This window comes from Gemmata sp. SH-PL17 (assembly GCF_001610855.1).
GTDB lineage: Bacteria > Planctomycetota > Planctomycetia > Gemmatales > Gemmataceae > Gemmata > Gemmata massiliana.
Genome location: NZ_CP011271.1, coordinates 7,716,130 through 7,737,237 on the forward strand (window position 1 = coordinate 7,716,130; position 21,108 = coordinate 7,737,237).

Consider the following 21,108-nt stretch of genomic DNA (forward strand, 5'->3'; position numbering starts at 1 on the left):
GCGGGGTGCTAACAGAAACGAAGAAGCCCGATCCACTGTGGATCGGGCTTCTCGCATTGACGCGGGTCGGGCGATGGCCCGCGGTTTTGATCGCACGTTATTCCGGATCGAGCGGGTTGCCGTCAGCACGCAACGCGAGCTTGTACATGGCACCCAGGCTGATGCTGTCGCGCAGGGACCGGACGGACCCGTCGCCCATCGCGATGTTGCACACCCCGGTGTGGAAGGCGTACAGCTCGCCCTGGTTCCAGGCGTTGATGGCCTGAGCGCCGGTCGCGTCCGAGGCGCCGTTGGCGACCTTGGCCGGCTTCACGCCGGGCGTCACCGGGCCCTTGGTTCCCGCGCAAACGATGTTGTTGCTCTCGCTCGCCCACGCCCCGCCGGTGAACCCCAGGGTAGCGGAGGTCGCGTACTGCTTGCCCTTCGCCCAGCCCTCCTGCCGCGCGCCCGATTCGCCGAGCATCATCGTGTTGCTCAGTCCGTCCGTGATCGCCATGAAGTTGGTGCGCTGGTTGGCGGTCAGCACCGCGTTGCACACGTCGGTGCTCCCGGGGGCCGCCAGCCCGGCGCCGATCCAGGCGTTCGCGTTGGTGTTCGCGCGGCTCACGGGCCAGTAGTCGGACGTGGCCGGGAAGAACGTCGAGCTCGACGGGTTCGGGTTGATGACGTGCTGGGCGGGGGACGAGGGGCACTCGTAGGTCGGGATGCGGACGCTCGCCGCGGGCTGGTTCGCCGGGTCGTTCCAGTCCTTGGTGTAGTTGTACCCGCCGGCCGCGGCCGTCAGCACGTTCCCCTGCTCGATGTAGGGCAGCATCACCGACAGGAACCCGTGCTTGGCGTAGATCCCGCCGCTCGCCGGCGTCGGCGAGTAGAGGTACTCGTTCAGGCCGGGAATGGTGCTCCGCGTGGTCGTGTTCACGACGGCCGGTGGGAGCGACCCGTAAGCGCTCTCGTAGTTGTGGACCGCGAGCGCGAGCTGTTTGAGATTGTTCGAGCACTTCATCCGGGCCGCGGCCTCGCGGACCTTCTGCACCGCGGGCAACAGCAGCCCAATGAGAATGGCAATGATGGCGATGACGACGAGGAGTTCGATCAGCGTAAACGCGCGACGAGAACCGGGGTGAAAACGCATCGCGTTCCCTCGGGAGGATAAGGTGACGAATCCCGGCGCGCGTGCTCCGCACCTTGCGGAGGGCCGGGCCGATCGATCACGTTTCCCCGTCGGGGGTCGGCACCTGGTATTGGTGTCCGACGGCTTTGCGCTGGATTCTCGAACCGATCCCACACGCGAACGGGTCGGGTGCGGGCGTCTAAATTGGGGCAGGAGAGGCGTGGGCGTATGAGAATAGTAGACGAGCGCGGAAATCTTTCAAACGAAGAAATAATGAAGATGTGTAGGAATGATGAAGTGCGCGAACGGAAATTCGCCCGGTGCCTGAAATGACACCGGGCGCATCGTGTGATCTTACTTGTTTCCGAGCGAGGTGAAATCCACCGTGATCCGCTCGCCGGCGCGGAACGGAACCTTCTGGCTCAGCGTTTCGGGCTGGCCGTCGCGAACGACTTCGGCCTTCAGCAGGTAGGCGAACTCGCGGTTCGCGGGCAGCGGCGGGGTCGCGAACTGGCGGACCGCGTCCTTCGACGGGCTCTTGCGATCGTCGACGTAGAGGGTCGCGCCCGGCGGGAGCTTCACGGTGATCGTCGCGCGGTCACCGGAGCCGGTCGGCGCGTCGCGCAGCGGCGGCTCGGCCTTCGTCGGTTCCTTCGATGCAGGAGCCGCGGGAGCCGCAGGAGGATTCGATGTCGTTTTGCCAGCGCCCGACGCGGTCGGGGCCGCCGCACTCAGGCTCGTGAACTCGACCGTGAACGTCGCACCGGCCCGCACCGTGACCTTCTTCGTCACGCTCACGGTCTCACCGTCGCGATCGTATTCTGCCTTGAAGTTGTACACAAAGTCTTGGTTCAGCGGCAGTTCCGGAGAAACGAACTGGCGCTCCGCGCCGGTCAGGTTCAGCGGCCGGCCGTCCGCGAAGAGTCGGGCGTCCGTGGGCAGTTTCACGTTGACCGAAGCGCGCCCGGTCTGGGCGTTCGCGACGGTCGTCGTCGGGGACAGAGCCGTCCCTGGGTACAGCCCGGCTTCGCCCGGTGCGGGGTTCGGGGAAGCGTAGGGGATCATCGGTTGACCCGGGTACGGGGGGAACGAGTCGCCTCCCGACGGCGGGTACACCATGTATCCGCCCTGGCACGAGAGGCTGCTCCCGAAGCACGAGTACGCGGAACCGGAGCAGGAGTACCCCGAGCACGAGTAACCCGAACCCGAGCAGGACGAGCCGTAGCACGAGTACCCCGAGCAGTTGTAACTGCGAGACCCGCAGCACCCCGACGGCTCGAACCAGCTCCGCACGCGGGCGCCGAAGCCGAGCCCGAAGACTCCGCCGCAGCACGACGAGCTGTAGCAGGACGATCCGCTGCAAGACGAGCCGTAGCAGGATGATCCGTAGCACGCCGACCCGGAGCACCCGCTGCACGAGGCCGGGTACGCGACCGACCCGGAGCACCCGCCGCCGTAGCAACTGTACCGCACCCCGCCGGAGCACCCGTTACAACTGCTGCCGTGGAAGAGGTCGCGGAAGTAGCCGTTAAATTGTGGCGTATCTGGGGATGCCGTTAGCGCGGTCATCAGCACGATGCTATACATTGCGGTACCCGCCCAATGGTCTGTTAAATTGGGGGCTTTGAAAAGCCTACAGCGCGAGGATAACCGGCGGGGTTTGAGTGGGCAAATCGACTTGAAGTAATTTTTACATCGGGATATGCGGGGCAGGTTCAACTCCCGCGCGACACGCCCGTCACGTATAATCGGCACAACCCGATACGTTTGGCGTTCTGGTGTTCGGCGGGGCGCGTAACTGGCGCCGGTCACCGAGGAGACGACATGCCGCTTCGCAATCTGGCCTGGTTCCTGGTGGTGCCGGCGATGGTCGGGCTGGCGCTCGCGATCTGCTTTAGCGCGCCCCCGCCGGACCGGGACTACGATCGCGTGCGCCAGCTCGTGAACGTGCTCGCGGAGGTGGACGCGAACTTCTACCGCGAACTGACGGAGAAGGAGAAGCAGCAGCTCGTCGAGGAAATGATCAATGGCGGGTTACAGAAGCTCGACCGGCACTCCGAATACTTCAACGCGGAGCAACTGAAGCGGTTCGAGTCCGACGCGCAGGGGAGCTTCGGCGGGGTCGGCATCCTGCTCACCATCGACCCGCCGACGAAGTTCCTCAAGGTCAACCACCCCACACCGGGCACGCCCGCATACGACGCGGGGATCATCGCCGACGACCTCATCGTGAAGATCGACGGTAAGTCCACCGAAGGGCTTACGGTGCCCGACGCGCGGAAGCTCGTCGTCGGCGAGCCGGGGACGCCGGTCAAGCTCACCATCCGCCGGGCCGGGCGCAACCCCGCCGACGAAGAGGTAACGCTGACCCGCGCCCAGATCGCGCAGCACCCCGTTTCCGGCATCCGGCGCCGGACCGACGACCCGAGCAAGTGGGAGTGGTTCCTCGACAAGGCCAACGGCATCGGGTACGTCCGGCTCAGCGCGTTCAACGAACTCACCGCGAAGGAACTGAAGGCTGCGGTCGAGGAGATCGAGCGCGACGGCGGGAAGGCGCTCGTGCTCGACCTTCGCGACAACCCCGGCGGGCTGTTGACTCAGGCGGTCGAAGTCGTGGACCTGTTCCTTACTGAAGGGAAGATCGTCAGCACGCGGAACCGGAACAACAAGGAGCGCGTGTTTGAGGCCAAGAAGGACGGCACGATCTTCCTCCCGGCCGAGCAGAAGCCGATCGCGGTGCTGGTGAACGACGGCAGCGCGAGCGCCAGCGAGATCGTGGCGGCCGCGCTCCAGGACCACAAGCGGGCCGTCGTTATCGGCGAGCGCAGCTACGGTAAGGGGAGCGTGCAAAAGCTCCTGCGCCTGGGCGGGCAGGGGGATCAGCAGGCCGCAGTGAAGCTGACGACCGAGACGTACTGGCGCCCGAGCGGGGCGAACATCGACCGCGTTCGTGCTTCGGAGGACGCGCCGGACCAGTGGGGCGTGAAGCCCGACATCAGTGTGCCGATGACGAAGGACGAGAAGATCCGCGCGGACGTGGAGCAGTTGCGGATTCACTGGGTTGCGGGCAAGCCAGACGTCGTCGGCCCCAAGCCGCCGCCCGCTCCCAACCCGCGCGGGCTGGACGGCAAGCCGCTCGTGGACGACTCGAAGCCGTTCGTGGACCAGCCGCTAAATAAAGCCGTCGAGGTGCTCAAGAAGAGTATCGGTGGCGTGGGCCTCGCTCCAGCACCCGCCCGCCGGCTGCCGGAGATGATCCTCGGGTGAACTCTGGTGGTGAAGGGGCTCGGAAGAGAAGGGGCGAACGGGTGAGCGGGTGAAGGGGTGAGAAATGCCCCGGCTCGTTGACACTCGCGGTTGGTCAAAAGTCTGGGCGAACGGCCGGTGTAAGCCGGCCGGTGAAACTCTGTTGGTGGCACAGGCCTCTGGCTTGTGGAGGCGCTACCACAGGCCAGAGGCCTGTGCCACCAACGCAAGGGCGAGCGTGGCGAAAGGGTGCGCGGGTGGCAGAGTCGAACGAACGGAACGAGCAGAGCGACAAGGCCGCAACCGGCGCCAATGCTGGGGTGTCTTCTCACCCCTTCACCCCTTCACCCCTTCACCCCTTCTCTTCCTCCGAACCGCCTCCCCCTTTCTCTTCGACGCTCCAAGTGCTGTACGAAGACCACCACCTGCTCATCGTGAACAAGCCGGCGCCGCTGCTCACACAAGCGCCGCCCGGCGTGCCGAATCTCGAAGCGCTGGTCAAGTCTTACATCAAAGAGAAGTACGCGAAGCCGGCCGGGGTGTACCTCGGCGTTCCGCACCGGCTGGACCGGCCCGTGAGCGGTGTCGTGTGCTTCGCGCGCAACACCAAGGCCGCACAGCGGGTCCACGCGCAATTCGCCGAACGCAGCGTGCGCAAGGTGTACTGGGCGCTCGTTGAAGGCGTCGTGGATTCCGATGCCGGTGCGTGGGACGACTGGATTCGCAAGATCGCGGACGAGGCGCGCGTCGAGCGCGCGGAGGCGGAAGCGCCGGGCGCGAAACTCGCGACGCTCGAATACCGCGTGCTCCAGCGTCTCGATTCGGTCACGCACATCGAACTCGAACCGCTCACGGGGCGGATGCACCAGCTCCGGGTTCAGACCGCGTGGCGCGGGCACCCGGTGCTGGGCGACGCCATGTACGGCGGCACGCGGGCGTTCGGGCCGCCCGCAGAACTGCCGCGCGACCACGTCGTTGCACTTCATGCGCGCCGGTTGACCATCACGCACCCGTTCACGAAGCAAGAACTGACCGTCGAGGCCCCGCTGCCGGCCTACTGGTCCTCGCTCCTCAGCGCGTCACTCGCACGATAGCCGGCACACGGAGTGCATCCGCAACTTCGGCACGAGCCGGTGGCGTCGGCCGGTGCGCGTCGCTACGATGCTCCTGCCCACTTGTCGCTCTCAACCTCCGTAGGAGCCTTCCCACATGATTTCCCGTCGCGAACTGTTGCGTTCCGCTACCGCCGGCGCCGCGGCGCTGGCCCTCCCCTCGTTCGGCCGCGCGGACGACGCGAAGGGGTACACGCTGCCCAAACTGCCCTACGCGACCGACGCCCTCGAGCCGAGCATCGACGCGAAGACGATGGAGATCCACCACGGAAAACACCACCAGACTTACGTGGACAACCTGAACAAGGCGCTCGCCAAGACCGAGTGGCTGGGCAAGCCGATCGAGGAACTGGTGCGCGACTACAAGAAGCTCCCGATGGAGTTGCAAGCGCCGGTGCGCAACAACGGCGGCGGGCACCTGAACCACTCGTGGTTCTGGCAGATGATGACGAAGGGCGGCACCCCGCTGAAGGGCGAACTGCTGAAGGCCATCGAAGCGAGCTTCGGCGGCGTCGACGGTTTCAAGAAGGAATTCGCGACCGCCGCGACCACGCAGTTCGGCAGCGGGTGGGCGTGGCTGGTGAAGGGTAAAGACAAACCGCTGGCCCTGGTGAAGACCGCGAACCAGGACAACCCCATTACCGACGGCCACACCGTGCTGCTCGGGTGCGACGTGTGGGAACACGCCTACTACCTGAAGTACCAGAACAAGCGCGCGGACTACGTGAATGCGTGGTTCAGCGTCGTGAACTGGGACTTCGTCGCCGCTCTGTTCGAGAAGAAGTGAGCCGCGTCTTGGCGACCGGCCGGTCGGCACCGGTCGGTCGTCCCATTTGATTGTGTGCACCTCACCGGGCGGCTGTCACCCGACACTGGCCGGCACGAAACCTGCGTTTGCGCAACTGATGGGCCGCGCTAGGACGCCCCGAACGGGTGACGACTGGGCGCGGACCGGTCACCGGAAACCAAGTACCTTCGATGCCCCGCCGTGGAGTGGCCGGTGTTCGTAGCACCGGGCGGGAGCCCTGTGTGCCCATTGACTCACCCTTTACCCAAGAGCACCTGAAGCACCCAAGCGCCATCAATGTCCGGGTCACCGGTACGGCACGAGTCGAGCAGGTCCGCGTTTGTGCAGCCCGCTTCTTGAAGTGCGTCGGCCAGAATGGGGAACGCCTCCACGCGGCCCTGGTCGCGGATCGAGCGGGCAATGAGGCGCGCGGTACGGTTGTTAAGGACTACCGGACAAAACTACGAAGTCGCCTATCCTGATCGGCACCCATTCTGCTCAGGATTCGGTCCATGCAACTGAAGGATCTGGCCCGCGAACTACCGGAAGGCATCTGGGCGGTCTTTGAGCCGGTCCTGCCGACCAAGGTTTGGTCCGGCAACGGTCGCCCGCCGTGCGGCAATCGGGAATGCCTTCACGCGCTGTTGTACGTCCTGGCCTCGGGCATTAGTTGGGAGTTGCTCCCGTGGTGCTTCCCGTCGTACAAGACGGTCCAACGCCGACTCAAGGACTGGCTCCGCGAGGATGCGTTTCTTCGGGCGTGGCAACAACTGGCCGAGCGGTACCAGCGGTTGCACGGGATCAACTGGGACCAGATCCTCCTCGACGGGTCCAAGAAGCCGTCGGAAAAGGGGGCGAAGCTTCGGGGCCGAGTCCGGTTGATCGCGGCAAGTCGGGCACGGCGATCCACATAGCGAGCGACGCGCGAGCCATGCCCCTGGCGGTCGTAGTCACCAAAGCCGGGGCCAACGACGGCTGCCAGACCCACAAGGTGCTGGCGGCCCTGGTCGTTCGTGCGCCGGCCCCGGAGGTGCCGACCGACACGACCGACGAGCGGGGCCGACCAACCGCCCGAGCGGACGGTGCATACGGGAACGAACCGTCGCGGGGCCGAGCCGGTTCCCAGGGGTTCCGGTTGTACGCTCCCGGCCGTGGTCAGAAGCGCCCCGGAGTCGGCAAGGTGCGCAACGCCGTCGAGCGGTGTCACAACTTCTTCGCCCAGTTCGGCCGGGTCCGCAGGCGGCGCGACCGCAACGCGCGCAACTACCTCGGCTGGTGCCAGATGGCGGCTTGCGTGATCCTCTTACGATCGGGTTTTGTCCGGTAGTCCTAAAGAAGAGCCAGTTCTGCACGTCGGAGTGTTTCGGCGTCGTTCTTAGACGCAACGCCCGCGGCGTGAATTGGAATCCTTGAATAGCCTCCGTCGGCCCTTCTGTGGCTTCTATCACAGCCCAATGGAGAAGATCGACAAACGTATTGCCCACCACGTGTGGAGGGTACAGCGGTGCTCTTTGTATGTGGTAGAAGCGGCACTCGTGTGGGGCGGAAGACGTGATCTCCGCCGGGTGCCAACCGTAAGCATCTCCCAAACCATCCGATGCGAAAAGTACGAGCTGGTGAATCCACGCGGGATCGATGGCGAAACGCTCAGCCAGGCCTTCCAAGAAGTCGTGGTAGCCGCCCGTCTCGTCACCAATCTCTTCGGCCGTCGGGCGGCGTAGAGAGATCCGGCCTTCAATCTCACCCGGACCGAAGCGCGTCATAAACGCGCGGTAGCTTTCGGGAAACCGGGTACCGAGTTGCTTTTCGGCCGCATCTAATGAGCTTTCGGAGATTTGCGGAGGGTGCGGGTAGACACACCCCGGCCAACGGGTCACCCGCACCTGATTGAACACTGCGTCCCACGGCTTGTCCGCTTCTGCCACGGGCGAGTCCTCCGGATTACGCCGGCGCGCCGAGCAGCTCCTTGAGCTTCGGCAGCCCCACGCGCGAGCAATAGTCGCCGAACAGTTCGCCCTTCGTGCGCTCCGCGGCGAACGCGGCGAACACCTTGCCCAGCTTCGGCGCGATCTGGTCGATCGGCACGCCGTCCTGGATCTCGGTGTTCAGGCGCCGGCCGTAGCTGTCGCCGCCGATGTACAGTGTGTACTTCGTGCCGCCGCGCCCGACGATCCCGACCTCGCTCTGGTACGGCCGGGCGCACCCGTTCGGGCAACCCGTCATGCGCACGCTGATCTGCTCGTCGGCCAACCCCAGGTCCGCGAGCACGCCCGAGAGTTGCCCGACCAACCCCGGCAGCGCCCGCTCGCTCTCGGTGATCGCCAGCGGGCACGTCGGGACCGCGGGGCACGCCATGCTCCAGCGCCGCACCTGCGAGAGCGTTTCGGGCCGCGGGATGCCGTACTCGTTCAGCATCGAGTCGACGCCGGCGCGGTCGTCCATCGACAGCCCGCACAGCATGATGTCCTGCTGCGCCGTGATGCGCACGTCCGCACGGTACTTCGCGACGATCGCCCGCAGCCCCGAGCGCAGCCGGACCGAGCCCTCGTCCTTGATGCGGCCGTTCTCCACAGACAGTCCCAGGAAGAATTTCCCGCCGCCCATGCTCTGCCAGCCGTGGTGCAGATCCAAGCCGGTGATTTCCGCCACGCGGGGCGCGCGGCGCGGGCCGGTAAAGTAGTCGCGGTAGAACACCTCGCGGAACTTCTCCACTCCCCAATCCTTCATCACGTACTTGAGTCGCGCGCGCTTGCGGTCGGAGCGATTCCCGTGGTCGCGGAACAGTTTGATGATGCCCTCGGCTGCCCCGAGCACCTCGGTCGGCTCGATGAAGCCCACCGGTTGGGCGAGCAGCGGGTACGTGTCCGGCTTGGCGTTGCTCTGGCCCTGCCCGCCGCCCGCGAACACGTTGTAGCCGACCGGGTTCCCGTTCTCGGTGATCGCGAGGAACCCGAGGCACTGCGCGAGGAGGTCGGTGCAGTTGTCGTGCGGCAGCGCGAACGCCACCTTGAACTTGCGCGGGAGGTACGACTTGCCGTAGATCGGCTCCGCGACGCTCGCGTCGTCGGAGAATTGCACCGATTCGCCGTTCAGCCAGACCTCGTGGTACGACTGCTTCCCGGCCTTCGGCGCGAGGTGCTCGGCGACCGCGGCGCAGTCGAACATCATCCGGGCGCGGGTCGGGTCCGGGAGCGGGGCCGGGCACGAGAGCACGTTGCGGTTCACGTCGCCGCACCCGCCGAGCGTGGTCACGAGCGTCGCGTTGATCGCCGCCATCGTCGCCTTGAGGTTGCCCTTCAGCACCCCGTGGAACTGGATGCTCTGGCGCGTCGTGAGCCGGAGCGTGCCGTTGGCGAACTCGCCCGCGATGTCGTCGAGCGCGAGGTACTGGTCCGCGGTGAGCTTCCCGCCCGGGAGCTTGAGGCGGATCATGAACATGTACGCCTTGCCCACGCCGGCCTTGGCGCGGTTCTTCCGGGCGTCCCGGTCCTCTTGCTCGTAGCTGCCGTGGAACTTGATGAGGCTCTTGTTGGCGTCGCTCAGGTGGTCGATGGAGTCATCAGCGAGCTCCTCCGGGAGCGTCCCGCGGAGGTAGCGCCCCTCGACCTTGTGCCCTTCAACCGGGGACAATTTCGGTTCAGTTTCGTCAGACATCTCGGAACCCGTACAGGTGATCGCGGCTCTCTATACTTTTGTTTTACTTCTCATCGGCCGATTCGGAAGGCCACTTTGCCACATAATGTTCATCTATGAACTGACTGATGGCGGCGATTTTCAAGTATAGATGTACAGTGCTCCCGTCCTGTGCTACGAAGACCGGCCCCTTCTCGGTGTGGAAATGCATTGGTTTTTGACATCGCACCGAGAATAAGATGCGCATAATTAGTGCAGGGTGCCTCCCGGTTTTCGTCCTTCACCCCGGAGGGCCGACTTTCGTAGCACAGGGGCGAATCCCTGTGAATTTACAATGTGATCTTGTGTTCACATCAATCAATGTGGTAATATCTGGATTGCGATGGTCGGTCAATTGGGCGTTAAGTTGGTCGGTGAAAAATGGAGTTTTTGGGGCCATTATTGATGGAATGTTAGCCGGAAAACATGTGATTTTGGAGGATTGTTAGCAAATTCTGCTAACTGATCGAGGTGGTCGGCGGGCAGTCATCGTGATTGAGATTTGAGGTACGAGGATGATCGGACGAGCCGCGACCGCAAGGGAGCGGTGCAGTGGCTTCCCGTATGGGCCATTGCGGTAGCCCGTTGTGCCGCCCGCTCCCTTGCGGTCGCGGCTCGTTCACGAGCAAAGAAAGCTAACATGAGATTCAGAGATCGTTGTTCGTAACTGTAATATCTCGCATATCTTGTGGTAAAATGAGTGCGGCCGGTCGCTCCGGAAACGTTAGCAAATGTTAGCCATCGGACCCCGGGTGGAATTGCCGTGCGTGCGCCGCAACTGGTGATCGTCGAGACGGACGGTTGGATCGCACGATTGTTGGGTGATCTCGCCACCGACAGCGCGTGGCTGGTGCGCGGCACGCGGTCCGCCGATAGCGCGATCGCGCTCGTGCGCACTCGACGGCCATCGGTGCTGGTGGTTCAAGTGGACCCGGCCGACGACAAGTCGCCCGCGCTCGAACTGATTTCCGATGCGAACCGCTCGTGCCCCGATGTGCCGGTGATCGCAATCAGCGATGTGAAGTTCAACGATGCGGACCGCGTCGCGTGGACCTCGGCCCTGTTCGACCTCGGGGTGCGCTACGCGCTGTTTCCGCCACTCACCCGGCCCGTGCTCGAAGACGTGGTGAGCGGACTCATGGGGGCCGCAACGGTTCGGGCGGGGATCGTCATCGAACCCGCACCACAAGCCGATAAGCCGAAGCCCAAACCGCGTTTGCGCCGCGCGGAACCGGCGGACGACGTGATCGACCTCGCGGACGAAGAGGCCCACGAATGAACCCGCTGGGCGAACTGCCGGTCCTGGATGTGGCCCGCTGTACGGGGTGCGGGGACTGCGTGACCGCGTGCCCGGCGGACTGCCTCGCGATGGGCGGCCCGCGCCCGTGGCTCCCGCGCCCCCGCGACTGCGTTTCGTGCTCGGTGTGCGAACTCGTGTGTCCGACGGACGCGATCCGTCTAAAATCGATTGGAGGGTGACGCCGGGCGGCTCTCACATCTTCGCCCGAATCCGTTCCCGGACCCGCGGCAGATCGGTATACTAATCTCTCGATGTCGAGAGAGTTTGCGATCTCCCCACTAACCAGGCGACCAGAAATGGCCGATCCGAACACGACCCCGACCCCCGCCAACACCCCCATGAGTGGGGCCGACATCCTCGTTCACAGCCTCATCCGGCACGGGGTCGACACGGTATTCGCGTACCCCGGCGGCGCGAGCATGCCGATTCACCAGGCGCTCACCCGCGTCCCGGACAAGCTCCGCACGATCCTCCCGCGGCACGAGCAGGGCGGCGGGTTCATGGCCCACGGGTACTGCCGCACCACCGGCAAGGCCAGCGTGTGCATGTCCACGAGCGGCCCCGGCGCTACGAACTTCGTGACGTGCATCGCCGACGCGAAGATGGACTCGATCCCGGCCATCTTCATCACCGGGCAGGTGAGCACCAACGTTCTCGGTAACGACGCGTTCCAAGAAACGCCGATGGTCGAGATCTGCCGCGGCATCACCAAGCACCACTACCTGCTCACCCGCACCGAGGACATCACGCGCGTGGTGAAGGAGGCGTTCCACATCGCCACCACCGGGCGCCCCGGCCCCGTGCTGATCGACGTGTGCAAGGACGTGCAGACCAAGTCGATCGTCCCCGACTGGGACCCGCCGATGGACCTGCCCGGCTACCGGCCGGTGCGCAAGGCCCCGCGCCCGGAACTGGAAGCCGTGATCGCGGCGATCCGCGCGAGCAAGAAGCCGTTCATCTACGCCGGTGGCGGGGTGACGCACAGCGACGCCGCGGCGGAACTGAAAGAGTTCGCGGAACTGGTCGGGGCGCCGGTCGGCCTCACCGTCCACGGCCTCGGTAACTTCCCGTCCGAGCACTACTTGTGTCTGCAAATGCTCGGCATGCACGGCACGGTGTACTCCAACTACGCGATCAACGAAGCGGACCTGCTCATCGCGCTGGGCGTGCGGTTCGACGACCGCGTGACGGGCAAGCTCACGGAATTTGCTAAACACGGAAAGATCGTTCACATCGATATCGATAAGAGCGAAATTCACAAGAACAAGTTCGCGCACGTGCCGGTCCACAGCGACGTGAAGCACGCGCTGACGGAACTCAACACGTTGCTGAAGGAGCCGAAGAACGCGGACCTCACCGCCGGCGGGCGCTACCCGGACTGGTGGCGCCAGATCGACGCCTGGCGCGAGGCCGAGCCGCTCAAGTTCACGGAGCCGGACGGCTTCATCATCCCGCAGTACGCCATCCGGCGCTTGTGGCAGATCCTCCGCGACCGCAACCAGCTCAACGACACGATCATCACGACCGGTGTGGGCCAGCACCAGATGTGGGCGGCCCAGTTCTTCCCGTTCAACACGCCGCGCAAGTGGATCACCAGCGGCGGGTTGGGCACGATGGGCTTCGGGCTGCCCGCCGCGCTGGGCGCGAAGGTCGCGTTCCCGAACAACCTCGTCATCGACATCGACGGCGACGGCAGCTTCTTGATGAACGTGCAGGAACTCGCGACCGCCTACGCGGAGAAGATCCCGGCCAAGGTGCTGCTGCTCAACAACCAGCACCTCGGGATGGTGATGCAGTGGGAGGACCGGTTCTTCGGCTCGAACCGCGGGCACACCTACCTGGGCGCGGGCGACGAGCACCCGCCGTACCCCGACTTCTGCAAGATCGCCGAGGGCTTCGGGGTCGCGACGAAGAGCGTCGTGGACAAGGCCGACCTGGACGCGGCCCTCGTGGAGATGATCGAGTCGCCCGGGCCGTTCCTGCTGAACGTCCACGTACCGCACCAGGAGCACGTGCTCCCGATGATCCCCGCCGGGGCGACCGTGAAGGACATCATCCGGGCGTAACCAAGCGCAACGCGACCCCGAAGAGGCCCGGCACAAGCCGGGCTTTTTTCGTTTCACTGTGCGAACGGGCGTATACACTCGACGGCACGCGATCCGCGTTCCGCGCTTTTTTGAGGAGGGTCCGATGCCGGTGCGTTTGGTGTGCCCGTCGTGTTCGGCGACGCTGTCGGTGAAGGACGAGTTCGCCGGGCGCGCGGTGCGGTGCCCGAAGTGCGGGGGCGTGATCCCCGCGACACCATCGGGGGCTTCCGCGCCCCCGCCCTCGCGCGCGGTGATGCCGCCCATTCCGGTCCCCGAACCGCCCCCGGCTCCCCCTCCCGCACCGTTCGAGGGGCTGGACGAACCCGCGCCGTCTAGGGGCGGGAAGATCGTCGGGCGCCCGACCGGTCGGCCCGTGGCGCCGGTGCCCGCGAGCGACGAACGCGACGAAGACGAGGAGCGACCCGCGCGACGAAGAGGCCCGGGCGAGGAGGGCCGCAATGACGCGGACCGAGGCGACGACGATCGCCCGGTTCGGCGCCGGCGCCCGCGCGACGACGAGTACGATCAGCCGGAGGGCAAAAAGGGCGGAAAGGGGCCGATCATTATCGTCGCGATCCTGTGCGGCACTCTGCTCACGTGCTGCGGCGGGGTCGGGTACGGCGGGTGGTGGTTGTACTCCAAGGCGAAGAAGGCCAAAGATGATATCGTCGAAGCGGTCGACAAGATGAACCTCCGGGTGAATTCGTTCAGCTACGCCGATCTGGAAGTTGGGACCGTCACCCGGACGGAGACCGACGCGAAGTTGGGCAGCGGACGGGTGGCCACCGACGCAGATTTGCCGAAGGTGTTCGCGACCGATCCCCAGCGCGCGGACGCTTGGGCGGACAAGGTTCGTCAGAAGCGCGCCGTCGTGTGGCAGAACGGCGACGATTACATTATTGCCGCGTTTCACCCGACGGCCGACGGGAACGCGCGCCTCCAGGCGAAAGAGTGGCGCCCCAAGAGCGGGGCCGCGCTGCGCGAGGGCGAGGTGAACGATTTCAGGTTTATGCAACAGTACCCGCCGGGCGGGGGGCCGGGTGTCTCGGTGACGGCCGCGGAACTGGCCGGGGCTTACAAGGACAACGCGACCACCGCGAACGAGAAATACAAGAACAAGAACGTCCTCGTTGAGGGCAAGTTGGACGATCTCAGTTTCGGGTTCGATGGCGAGGTTCAGGCACTGTTGGAGGGTGTCCCTCCGGCCCCGGGTAAGGCCCTCGGTACACTGGTTCGCGTCGTCGTCTCCAAGTCCGATGTGAACAAGGTGCTGAACGTTTCGCGCGGTCAAACTCTGGCGCTCAAGGGCAAGTGCTCTGGACTGACCGGGGATCTGTTCGTGGACGTCCTGAACGCGACCGTTGAGAGCACGGGTGTCGATCCCGCCCCAACCGTGAGCGCCGCGCTCCTGCTCGCGGAATACGGCCGGAACAATGAAGCAACCGACGAAAAGTACAAAGACAAACCAATTACCATTACCAACGCGGTGGTCGAGAGCAAGGACGGCGAGCAGTCGGTATACGTTGTCGGTAACCTGAAGAAGAGTACGGTTCGGATCAAGGTGACGCTCCCGTTCGATACCAGAAAGCAGACCGCCGCACTGAAGGTGGGCGACCGGCTCAAGATCAAGGGCGAATACTCCAGTTCGTCCGACAACGTGATCTACATCAACCGGGCCTGGATCGTGCCGTAGGCATTCGCATTTCAAATGCCGTTTCGAGCCGCTCCGCGAATTGGGGCGGCTCTTTTTTTCATCTCGCGCACTTTTTGGGATCAATTCACCCCGGCGCGCGGGAAAGAATGGCAGAACCGCGGGTCGGCCGCTCGCGGGGCTCCGGCGAGTGTGACGTATGCGTTCTTTGATTCACCGATTGCAATCCCGGCTCTCAAAGCACGAGGGCGAGGCGACCGACGAGCACTTGCTCGGCGATTTCCTCGCTCACCGCGAGGGCGTTCGCGGCGCGCCACAAATCGCGGACGAGGCGTTCGCGGCGATCGTTCGGCGGCACGGGCCGATGGTCCGCGGGGTGTGCCGCCGGGTGCTCCGCAACGACACCGACGCGGACGATGCGTTCCAGGCTGTGTTTATTGTGCTGCTCCGCAAGGCGGAAGCCGTTCGGCCGCGGAACCGGCTCGGGAACTGGCTCTACGGCGTCGCGGTGAACGTGGCCCGGCGCGGGCGCGATGCGAGTTCGCGTCGCCGGGTACAGGAACTAACCGTCGAAGTCCCCGGACCGGAACCGGTGAGTAACGATTTGCGGGAAGTAATCGATCAGGAACTCAGCGGGTTGCCGGACACATACCGTGCAGCAGTGGTGGTCTGCGATCTGGAAGGGCACACCCGGTCGGAAGCGGCCGGGCGCCTCGGTTGGTCCGAGGGGACCGTGGCGAGCCGGCTCGCTCGCGGGCGCTCTCTGCTCGCCGACCGTCTCACGCGACGCGGGATTGTGCTTCCGGCCACGGGACTGGTGGCCGCGCTCGGAGCGAATCACGCATCCGCGGTTCCGATACTCTCTTATTCCGCTTTGTTACTCGCCCCTTCGCCCAGCGCGGAGGCGCTGGCGCAGGAGGTCATACGAGCCATGATGTCGAGCAAACTCCGAACTGTGACCGTGGCGTTACTCACTGTAATCGGTATCGCCGGGACCGGCACGGCAACTGTGTGGGCGTGCGGCGGGTTCGGCCCGCGAATCGTGCCTCCGGTTTCGGGTACGAAATCGTTCCCGTTCGAGTCGGTCGAGACGCGCTTGGCGCAATCAAACGATGCCACGCCGTCCTGGGCGCAATCCGCGCCAGCCTCCACCGCGATCGCGGGAGCAGATAAGCCCGCCGGGGAGAACGCGGGTGCTGCGAAAAGCGCCCGGTTCGTGCTGGTGAACCCGGCCGGCGACATCACCGTTGTCTCTGATCGGCACGAGACGTTCGTGGAATTCTTCCGCCGGCAACCGGTAGTGGTCGCGGTCGCGTCCGATTCGTTGCGAAAGAGATTGATTTACGGTGAAAAGGGGCCGCTCGAAATCATGACCGTGGACCAGGCATCGTTCAATACGGGCGGTCCGCGTGTCGCGGCATACGGCGCGAGCCTGAAACTGGTACCGGTTTCACCCAATACCCCGGTGGCCCGTCTTCTCGAGGTGACGAGCGCGAACGAACCGGTGGTTTTCGTACAGGACAGCAGCGACAAGAACCTGTGGCAAGCGGTCGGGTTCACGCGCCGTTCGTTGGTCGGGTTCTTCGCATCCACTGCTCGCGTCAAGCCGGACGATTTTGCTCCCGCCGACTTACTCCACGCGACCGAGAAAAAGTAACCCCCTTCAATTCCAGGAGAAAAGCCATGCGACAAATCGTATTCGCGCTGACGCTGTTCGGCGCTGCGATGCTGGCCATGAGCGGCCTGACCGCCGATGAGCCAAAGAAGGACGAAGCGAAGCTCACGAAGAAGGAAATTGCCAAGATGATGAAGGACGCGCACGACGGCGCGAAATCGCCACACGCGCGCACGCTCGCGGAACTGAAGAAGGATTCGCCCAACTGGGAGGAGATCGCCAAAGACGCGAAAGCGTTCACGGCGATGAGCGAGGCGTTCAAGAAGGTGAACCTCAACTACAAATCGCCCGACAAGTACATCGAGAGCGCCGCCGCGCTGAACAAGGCCGCTGGCAACAAGGACAAGAAGGCGGCAAACGAGGCGTTCACCGGGCTGACGAAATCGTGTGCCTCGTGCCACTCCTACGGCGGTGTTCCGGGTGAGCGGTAACGAAAAACTGCGGATCGCGCGGATCAAGCCAGAAGAGCATGTTCAAATTCGCTCGTTGGTTTTATCCGCGTTTATCCGCGTTCATCCGCGTGATCTGCGGTTCTGTTCTTTTGCGTCTGTGATTTCTCTCTTGCGCACCTCACCCCTCGCGGCTCGCGCCCGGAACCCACAACACGTCTCCCTTTCCGCCATCGTTCGCAACGCGGGCGAGCACGAACAGGAAGTCGCTGAGCCGGTTGAGGTAGATCAGTGCGTGCGGGTTCACTGGCTCTGTGCGCTGGAGCGTGACCACTGTGCGCTCGGCGCGTCGGCACACGGTACGCGCCAGGTGCAACCACGCTGCGGCCTGCGTTCCGCCCGGCAGAATGAAGCTCCGCAGCGGCTGCAAGTCTTCGTTCAGCCGATCGATGGCCCACTCCAATCGCTCGTACTGTGCGGGCACCACGCGCAGCGATTTTCCCGGATCTTCGTGATCGGTCAGCGGCACGCACAGGTCCGCCCCCACATCAAAGAGGTCGTTCTGGATGACCCGGAGCAGCTTACTTTCGGGACCGTCGGGGCAGTTCGCGGTGACGAGTCCCAGAACGGCGTTCAGCTCGTCTACTTCGCCGTAAGCCTCAACGCGAACGGCATCTTTGGGCACGCGGGAGCCGTCCCCGAGGCCGGTTTCGCCCGTGTCGCCGGACTTCGTGTAAATGCGAGAGAGAAACACCATAGTTCCGGGTTCCCGTTCGGGTTCGGGCGACGCTCCCACGCCCGTATTTTGCGCCGTTTGCCCCGGCAGCCAACACGGTTTTGAAATCTTCGATACGGAACCGAGAACTTAGAACTTCGGTTTAAACTCTCCGCTCCGCACGGACGATACATCTGGCACACACAGCTGAACCGTCATGGCTCGGAGGGGAGTATGTCCTGGATTCGTCGTAAACTCTGGGTGCTGGCGGTGGGCGTCCTCGCGGGCGCATCCGGCTGCAACCCGTTCACGCTCGGTTTGCTCACGCCGGTCCCGGTGCAGCCGTGGACCGCGGAGCGGATGGAGCAGAAGCTCAACCACAAGAACGACGGGCGCGTGCCGATCATGCCGCCGCTCCGTGCCGGGTACCCGGACCCGATCTGTGAAGACGCGCCGAGCGACCAGGAAGTGCTTCGCGCGATGCCGCGGGTGCCGCGCGGGGTGCCGTACTTCTACGAGACGTTCCGCGACGACATTGTGATCGTCAAGAACCGGCTCGTGGATAAGATCGATCCGCCGCGCTTCTTCCCGCTCGTCGGCCAGGCGCAACTGCACCACTGCCACTGGGAATGTGTGATTTATTACACCGAACTGGTGCAGTCGGACTACCCGTTCCCGGTGTACGTCAAGAAGCAGCGGGTCCAGGTCATCTACATCGACAAGGACCACCTGCACCTGTACGTCGGGCCGGATGCGGAAACGCAGCGTCAGATCACGCAGGACTTGACCCGCTATTGATCTAGCCCACAAGTCGCGGCAATCGGGATTCCATAAATCCCGATTGCTGTTGTGTTTATGGCAAATATTTCTGACCGACAAAAAATTAGCAAGTTGCCGAGAAAACGCACGATTTGCGAGTCTCAAGCCTTGAACTAAAGGGCGGGTGGTGTCCAGACACCACCCGCCCTTGTTCGCTTTTGCAGTAGTAACTTTCAACCGAAATCACTTCTTCGGCTTCTCGTCGCCCTCTTCCTCGGGCTTCTCTTTTACCCACGGCGGCCGGGGTAAGTTCGTCATCCCCTTTGCCTCGGCCTCTCGCTTCAGCAGTTCGACCACCTTCCACATCTTCGGCTGACCGGCCGCGGTCGCCAGCTCTTGCGCGATCGCATCCCACGCCTCTGGGAGCAGCATGGGCTTGCGGTTTGTGGTGTGCTTGCCGCCTTTGGGCTTCTTCTTTGCCATTGCGACCATGTAGCCACTCCGCGGTTTAGTGTCACTCCCAATTCTACTGCATAGCATACCGCATGTAAATTTTTCTTTTTGCGGTTAATATGCGGTATGCCGCGTATTACATTGACGGTGTGACGCGAACGAGACACCTGACACGGAGAGACGAAATGGCCTGCTACAACCGCCAGCCCGAAGCAACCGAAGCCCAGTTCGGTGAACGAATCACCCTGCGGATGTGCGGCACGTGCCTCCAGACCCTGTTCGTCCCGAAGTCGATCGCGGACCTGGAAAACTACGAATGCGACGAGTGCCAGGACATCGCGGCAAAGAAGTGAGCGAGACAACCGGGGCGGGTCGCAGTGGCCCGCCCGCTTTCCCTAAACGCCCTCGGGAGTGCGGATCATGGTCGAAGTCGAAGTGTGGGTGCTCGTGGATGAACAGGGCGAGTATGTGGTCTCCAAAGATGCCGGCGACCTGCAGGCCGACGTGGGGCTTGCCTCGCGGATGGTGAAGATCACGGTCAACGTCCCGATGCCAAAAGCCGTCGAACTGGTCGCGACCGTCGCAGAGGAACCCGGTGCCGCGGAATTGAAGGTGGCGTGATGCACGTGGAGTGCGGCCGGAGGAAGCGTAGTACCCCGGTCGTTTCCGCGGCCCGCTCGGAGGATCGCCCGTGTTCAAGGTGGTTGGGTACACAGTCGAATCGGGCTGGAACTTGTGCGGGGTGCATCGCACGGAAATCAACGCGCGTGCCGCGGCCAGCTCGATCGCTCGCGATTTCCAGATCGTGGCCGTGGTGCTCGTTCGCGATCCGGCACACAACCCGCATATGGAAGTGATTCAGGCCAACGTGCCGCACTCCGAGCGGTTGCTCGACGTGGCCGAGTTCCGCACTGCCGCCCTTGCTCTTTAAACCCCAGCGAGTCAATCAGATGCTTTTTCCGATCAAACACGCCACCTGGCAACAACTCCGCGTTCTGGCCCGTGCGAAGGGGAAAGCCGTCCTCGGCCGCGAAATCCGCATCGTACCGACCCGCTTCACGAAGTCGGGGGAGTTCCTCGACGAGCTTATTGAGGAGGGCTTAATCGAACGTGCCGAGGGGAAGCCTATTGCGGGCAACGAGCCGGTGCAGTTCCGCACCCTCTACAAGCTCACGGAGAAAGGCCGCCACGCCGCGGAGTACGGTGAATACGAGCGCGAGCGCCAACCACAGCAGACTGCCGGCTGACGCAAGATGCGTCCCCGGTTGCCCCACCCTTCCGGGTGGGGGCGCTGCCCGCCTCACGCAAGGATGCTTGGGGCGGGTTGTTTATTTGAGGCGGTACTGTTTCATGTCGCGGTAGAGCGCGAGCCGATTTTTCGCGCCGTTGAACAGCGGGCGAATTTCATCCACATCGCGATCGACAATGAAGCAAACGTTATCCAATTCCCCCTTCTTCGCCAGTGAGGTTCCTTCGATCAGTTTGATTGCCTCATTTTCGGCCCGAACTGCCTCTTTGAAATTTCCCGTTTCAGCCCATGCTGCGGCGAGAGTATCGGAATAAAGCGCGACGTAGTAGTCCCTGATTTGAGCGGTCGGAGATGGGGCATTTTTAGCAATGGTCAACGCCTTTACCGCACAATCCAGGGCGTATTTCCCGTCCCGGGCCTTTTCGTCAGGGGCGGTTGCGGTTAGCCACGCGGCTTGGTGCAGATAATCGTTGTTCTTCGGCTCAAGTTCGACGGTCTTTTTGCAATCCGCAACCGCCTTGGCATAGTCCTTGAGTCCCATGTGAGCCTTGGCTCGCCAAGCGTAAAGTGGGGAGATCTCCTCTTCCGTGCGCACCTTCTTGTCGCTTCCAATGGTGGCGATCGTCTTGTCGAGGATCTCAACGGCCTTTTTGAAATCGTCCTTTCTGATCGCCTTCTTTGCGGCCGAAATCCCCTCTTCTACTACTTCTTCGGCCTTCAAAACCGAGCTAGTTGCAACCACCAGACAAAGCGCCGCGCCGCGGATGAGACAGGTCATTGGCGAATTCTCCTTTTGGCAAGTCGTATCTATCGGCACGAGATTATCGCAACCTTAATACGACGCGCCTATGGGGAGCCAGTAAACGAGACCCAAGAAATGCAGTGCGGGCGGCAAGCCAATT

Annotated in this window: 23 protein-coding genes and 1 pseudogene; 16 read left to right on the forward strand and 8 right to left on the reverse strand. The window is 63.7% G+C overall.

Annotated elements, in window-relative coordinates; translation table 11 throughout:
* Positions 1-97 precede the first annotated feature (97 nt).
* Complete coding sequence (locus VT84_RS31985) at positions 98-1,132, reverse strand: DUF1559 domain-containing protein (protein WP_082842373.1); 1,035 nt, start codon at positions 1,130-1,132, stop codon at positions 98-100.
* Between the two features lie 333 nt (positions 1,133-1,465).
* Complete coding sequence (locus VT84_RS31990) at positions 1,466-2,698, reverse strand: TIGR03000 domain-containing protein (protein ID WP_082842374.1); 1,233 nt, start codon at positions 2,696-2,698, stop codon at positions 1,466-1,468.
* A gap of 237 nt (positions 2,699-2,935) precedes the next feature.
* Between VT84_RS31990 and VT84_RS31995 the strand changes: the two genes are divergently transcribed.
* The 3 genes from VT84_RS31995 to VT84_RS32005 all read left to right on the forward strand — a co-directional run bounded on the left by VT84_RS31995 (position 2,936) and on the right by VT84_RS32005 (position 6,256).
* Complete coding sequence (locus tag VT84_RS31995) at positions 2,936-4,378, forward strand: S41 family peptidase (RefSeq protein ID WP_082842375.1); 1,443 nt, start codon at positions 2,936-2,938, stop codon at positions 4,376-4,378.
* A gap of 383 nt (positions 4,379-4,761) precedes the next feature.
* Positions 4,762-5,451, forward strand: a complete 690-nt coding sequence (locus VT84_RS32000) for an RluA family pseudouridine synthase (protein ID WP_157470070.1) — start codon at positions 4,762-4,764, stop codon at positions 5,449-5,451.
* A 115-nt stretch (positions 5,452-5,566) separates the two neighbouring features.
* Entirely contained in the window at positions 5,567-6,256 is a 690-nt protein-coding gene (locus VT84_RS32005) for a superoxide dismutase (RefSeq protein ID WP_082842376.1), read from the forward strand.
* Between the two features lie 254 nt (positions 6,257-6,510).
* On the opposite strand, the gene VT84_RS39785 is transcribed toward VT84_RS32005, so the two are convergent.
* The gene (locus VT84_RS39785; protein WP_162271911.1) at positions 6,511-6,648 is read right to left on the reverse strand and encodes a hypothetical protein; all 138 of its coding nucleotides are present in this window, start codon (positions 6,646-6,648) and stop codon (positions 6,511-6,513) included.
* A gap of 120 nt (positions 6,649-6,768) precedes the next feature.
* Here VT84_RS39785 and VT84_RS32010 point away from each other — a divergent pair, with 120 nt between their 5' ends.
* The gene (locus VT84_RS32010) at positions 6,769-7,170 is read left to right on the forward strand and encodes a transposase (RefSeq protein WP_082838127.1); all 402 of its coding nucleotides are present in this window, start codon (positions 6,769-6,771) and stop codon (positions 7,168-7,170) included.
* Positions 7,171-7,187: 17 nt separating this feature from the next.
* Positions 7,188-7,583: a hypothetical protein gene (locus VT84_RS41415; RefSeq protein ID WP_082838126.1), complete on the forward strand. Its 396-nt coding sequence runs from the start codon at positions 7,188-7,190 to the stop codon at positions 7,581-7,583.
* A 142-nt stretch (positions 7,584-7,725) separates the two neighbouring features.
* On the opposite strand, the pseudogene VT84_RS42565 reads toward VT84_RS41415, so the two are convergent.
* Both VT84_RS42565 and VT84_RS32020 read right to left on the reverse strand, forming a co-directional pair.
* A pseudogene (locus VT84_RS42565) lies at positions 7,726-8,181 on the reverse strand (SMI1/KNR4 family protein); the annotation flags it as partial.
* Between the two features lie 16 nt (positions 8,182-8,197).
* The gene (locus tag VT84_RS32020) at positions 8,198-9,910 is read right to left on the reverse strand and encodes an NADPH-dependent assimilatory sulfite reductase hemoprotein subunit (RefSeq protein WP_082842378.1); all 1,713 of its coding nucleotides are present in this window, start codon (positions 9,908-9,910) and stop codon (positions 8,198-8,200) included.
* A gap of 781 nt (positions 9,911-10,691) precedes the next feature.
* Between VT84_RS32020 and VT84_RS32025 the strand changes: the two genes are divergently transcribed.
* The 6 genes from VT84_RS32025 (at position 10,692) to VT84_RS32050 (ending at position 17,072) form a co-directional block, all read left to right on the forward strand.
* Complete coding sequence (locus VT84_RS32025; protein WP_082842379.1) at positions 10,692-11,207, forward strand: hypothetical protein; 516 nt, start codon at positions 10,692-10,694, stop codon at positions 11,205-11,207.
* Entirely contained in the window at positions 11,204-11,407 is a 204-nt protein-coding gene (locus tag VT84_RS32030) for an ATP-binding protein (RefSeq protein ID WP_082842380.1), read from the forward strand. Before VT84_RS32025 ends, VT84_RS32030 begins: the two co-directional genes overlap by 4 nt.
* Before the next feature lie 117 nt (positions 11,408-11,524).
* Positions 11,525-13,294: a biosynthetic-type acetolactate synthase large subunit gene (gene ilvB / locus VT84_RS32035; RefSeq protein ID WP_052551636.1), complete on the forward strand. Its 1,770-nt coding sequence runs from the start codon at positions 11,525-11,527 to the stop codon at positions 13,292-13,294.
* A gap of 124 nt (positions 13,295-13,418) precedes the next feature.
* The gene (locus VT84_RS32040) at positions 13,419-15,008 is read left to right on the forward strand and encodes an OB-fold protein (RefSeq protein ID WP_082842381.1); all 1,590 of its coding nucleotides are present in this window, start codon (positions 13,419-13,421) and stop codon (positions 15,006-15,008) included.
* 157 nt (positions 15,009-15,165) lie between these two features.
* Entirely contained in the window at positions 15,166-16,623 is a 1,458-nt protein-coding gene (locus VT84_RS32045) for an RNA polymerase sigma factor (protein ID WP_082842382.1), read from the forward strand.
* Positions 16,624-16,649: 26 nt separating this feature from the next.
* Positions 16,650-17,072: a cytochrome c gene (locus VT84_RS32050; RefSeq protein ID WP_082842383.1), complete on the forward strand. Its 423-nt coding sequence runs from the start codon at positions 16,650-16,652 to the stop codon at positions 17,070-17,072.
* A 139-nt stretch (positions 17,073-17,211) separates the two neighbouring features.
* On the opposite strand, the gene VT84_RS32055 is transcribed toward VT84_RS32050, so the two are convergent.
* Positions 17,212-17,787 (reverse strand): cob(I)yrinic acid a,c-diamide adenosyltransferase, encoded by a 576-nt coding sequence (locus VT84_RS32055; RefSeq protein ID WP_082842384.1) that lies wholly within the window; start codon positions 17,785-17,787, stop codon positions 17,212-17,214.
* Between the two features lie 192 nt (positions 17,788-17,979).
* On the opposite strand from VT84_RS32055, the gene VT84_RS32060 reads away from it, so the two are divergent.
* The gene (locus VT84_RS32060) at positions 17,980-18,543 is read left to right on the forward strand and encodes a hypothetical protein (protein ID WP_082842385.1); all 564 of its coding nucleotides are present in this window, start codon (positions 17,980-17,982) and stop codon (positions 18,541-18,543) included.
* Between the two features lie 204 nt (positions 18,544-18,747).
* On the opposite strand, the gene VT84_RS32065 is transcribed toward VT84_RS32060, so the two are convergent.
* Positions 18,748-18,996, reverse strand: coding sequence for a hypothetical protein (locus VT84_RS32065; protein ID WP_082842386.1), 249 nt, complete (start codon positions 18,994-18,996; stop codon positions 18,748-18,750).
* A gap of 146 nt (positions 18,997-19,142) precedes the next feature.
* Here VT84_RS32065 and VT84_RS39140 point away from each other — a divergent pair, with 146 nt between their 5' ends.
* From VT84_RS39140 to VT84_RS32080, 4 genes are all read left to right on the forward strand, one after another.
* Complete coding sequence (locus VT84_RS39140; protein ID WP_157470072.1) at positions 19,143-19,310, forward strand: hypothetical protein; 168 nt, start codon at positions 19,143-19,145, stop codon at positions 19,308-19,310.
* A gap of 67 nt (positions 19,311-19,377) precedes the next feature.
* A complete protein-coding gene (locus VT84_RS32070; protein WP_082842387.1) occupies positions 19,378-19,578 on the forward strand; it encodes a hypothetical protein in 201 nt (66 codons plus the stop codon).
* A gap of 70 nt (positions 19,579-19,648) precedes the next feature.
* The gene (locus VT84_RS32075; RefSeq protein WP_082842388.1) at positions 19,649-19,888 is read left to right on the forward strand and encodes a hypothetical protein; all 240 of its coding nucleotides are present in this window, start codon (positions 19,649-19,651) and stop codon (positions 19,886-19,888) included.
* A gap of 19 nt (positions 19,889-19,907) precedes the next feature.
* Complete coding sequence (locus VT84_RS32080) at positions 19,908-20,204, forward strand: hypothetical protein (protein ID WP_082842389.1); 297 nt, start codon at positions 19,908-19,910, stop codon at positions 20,202-20,204.
* An 81-nt stretch (positions 20,205-20,285) separates the two neighbouring features.
* On the opposite strand, the gene VT84_RS32085 is transcribed toward VT84_RS32080, so the two are convergent.
* Positions 20,286-20,984 carry a hypothetical protein gene (locus VT84_RS32085; protein ID WP_082842390.1) on the reverse strand — a complete coding sequence of 233 codons (699 nt, stop codon included), beginning with the start codon at positions 20,982-20,984 and terminating at the stop codon, positions 20,286-20,288.
* Positions 20,985-21,108 lie beyond the last annotated feature (124 nt).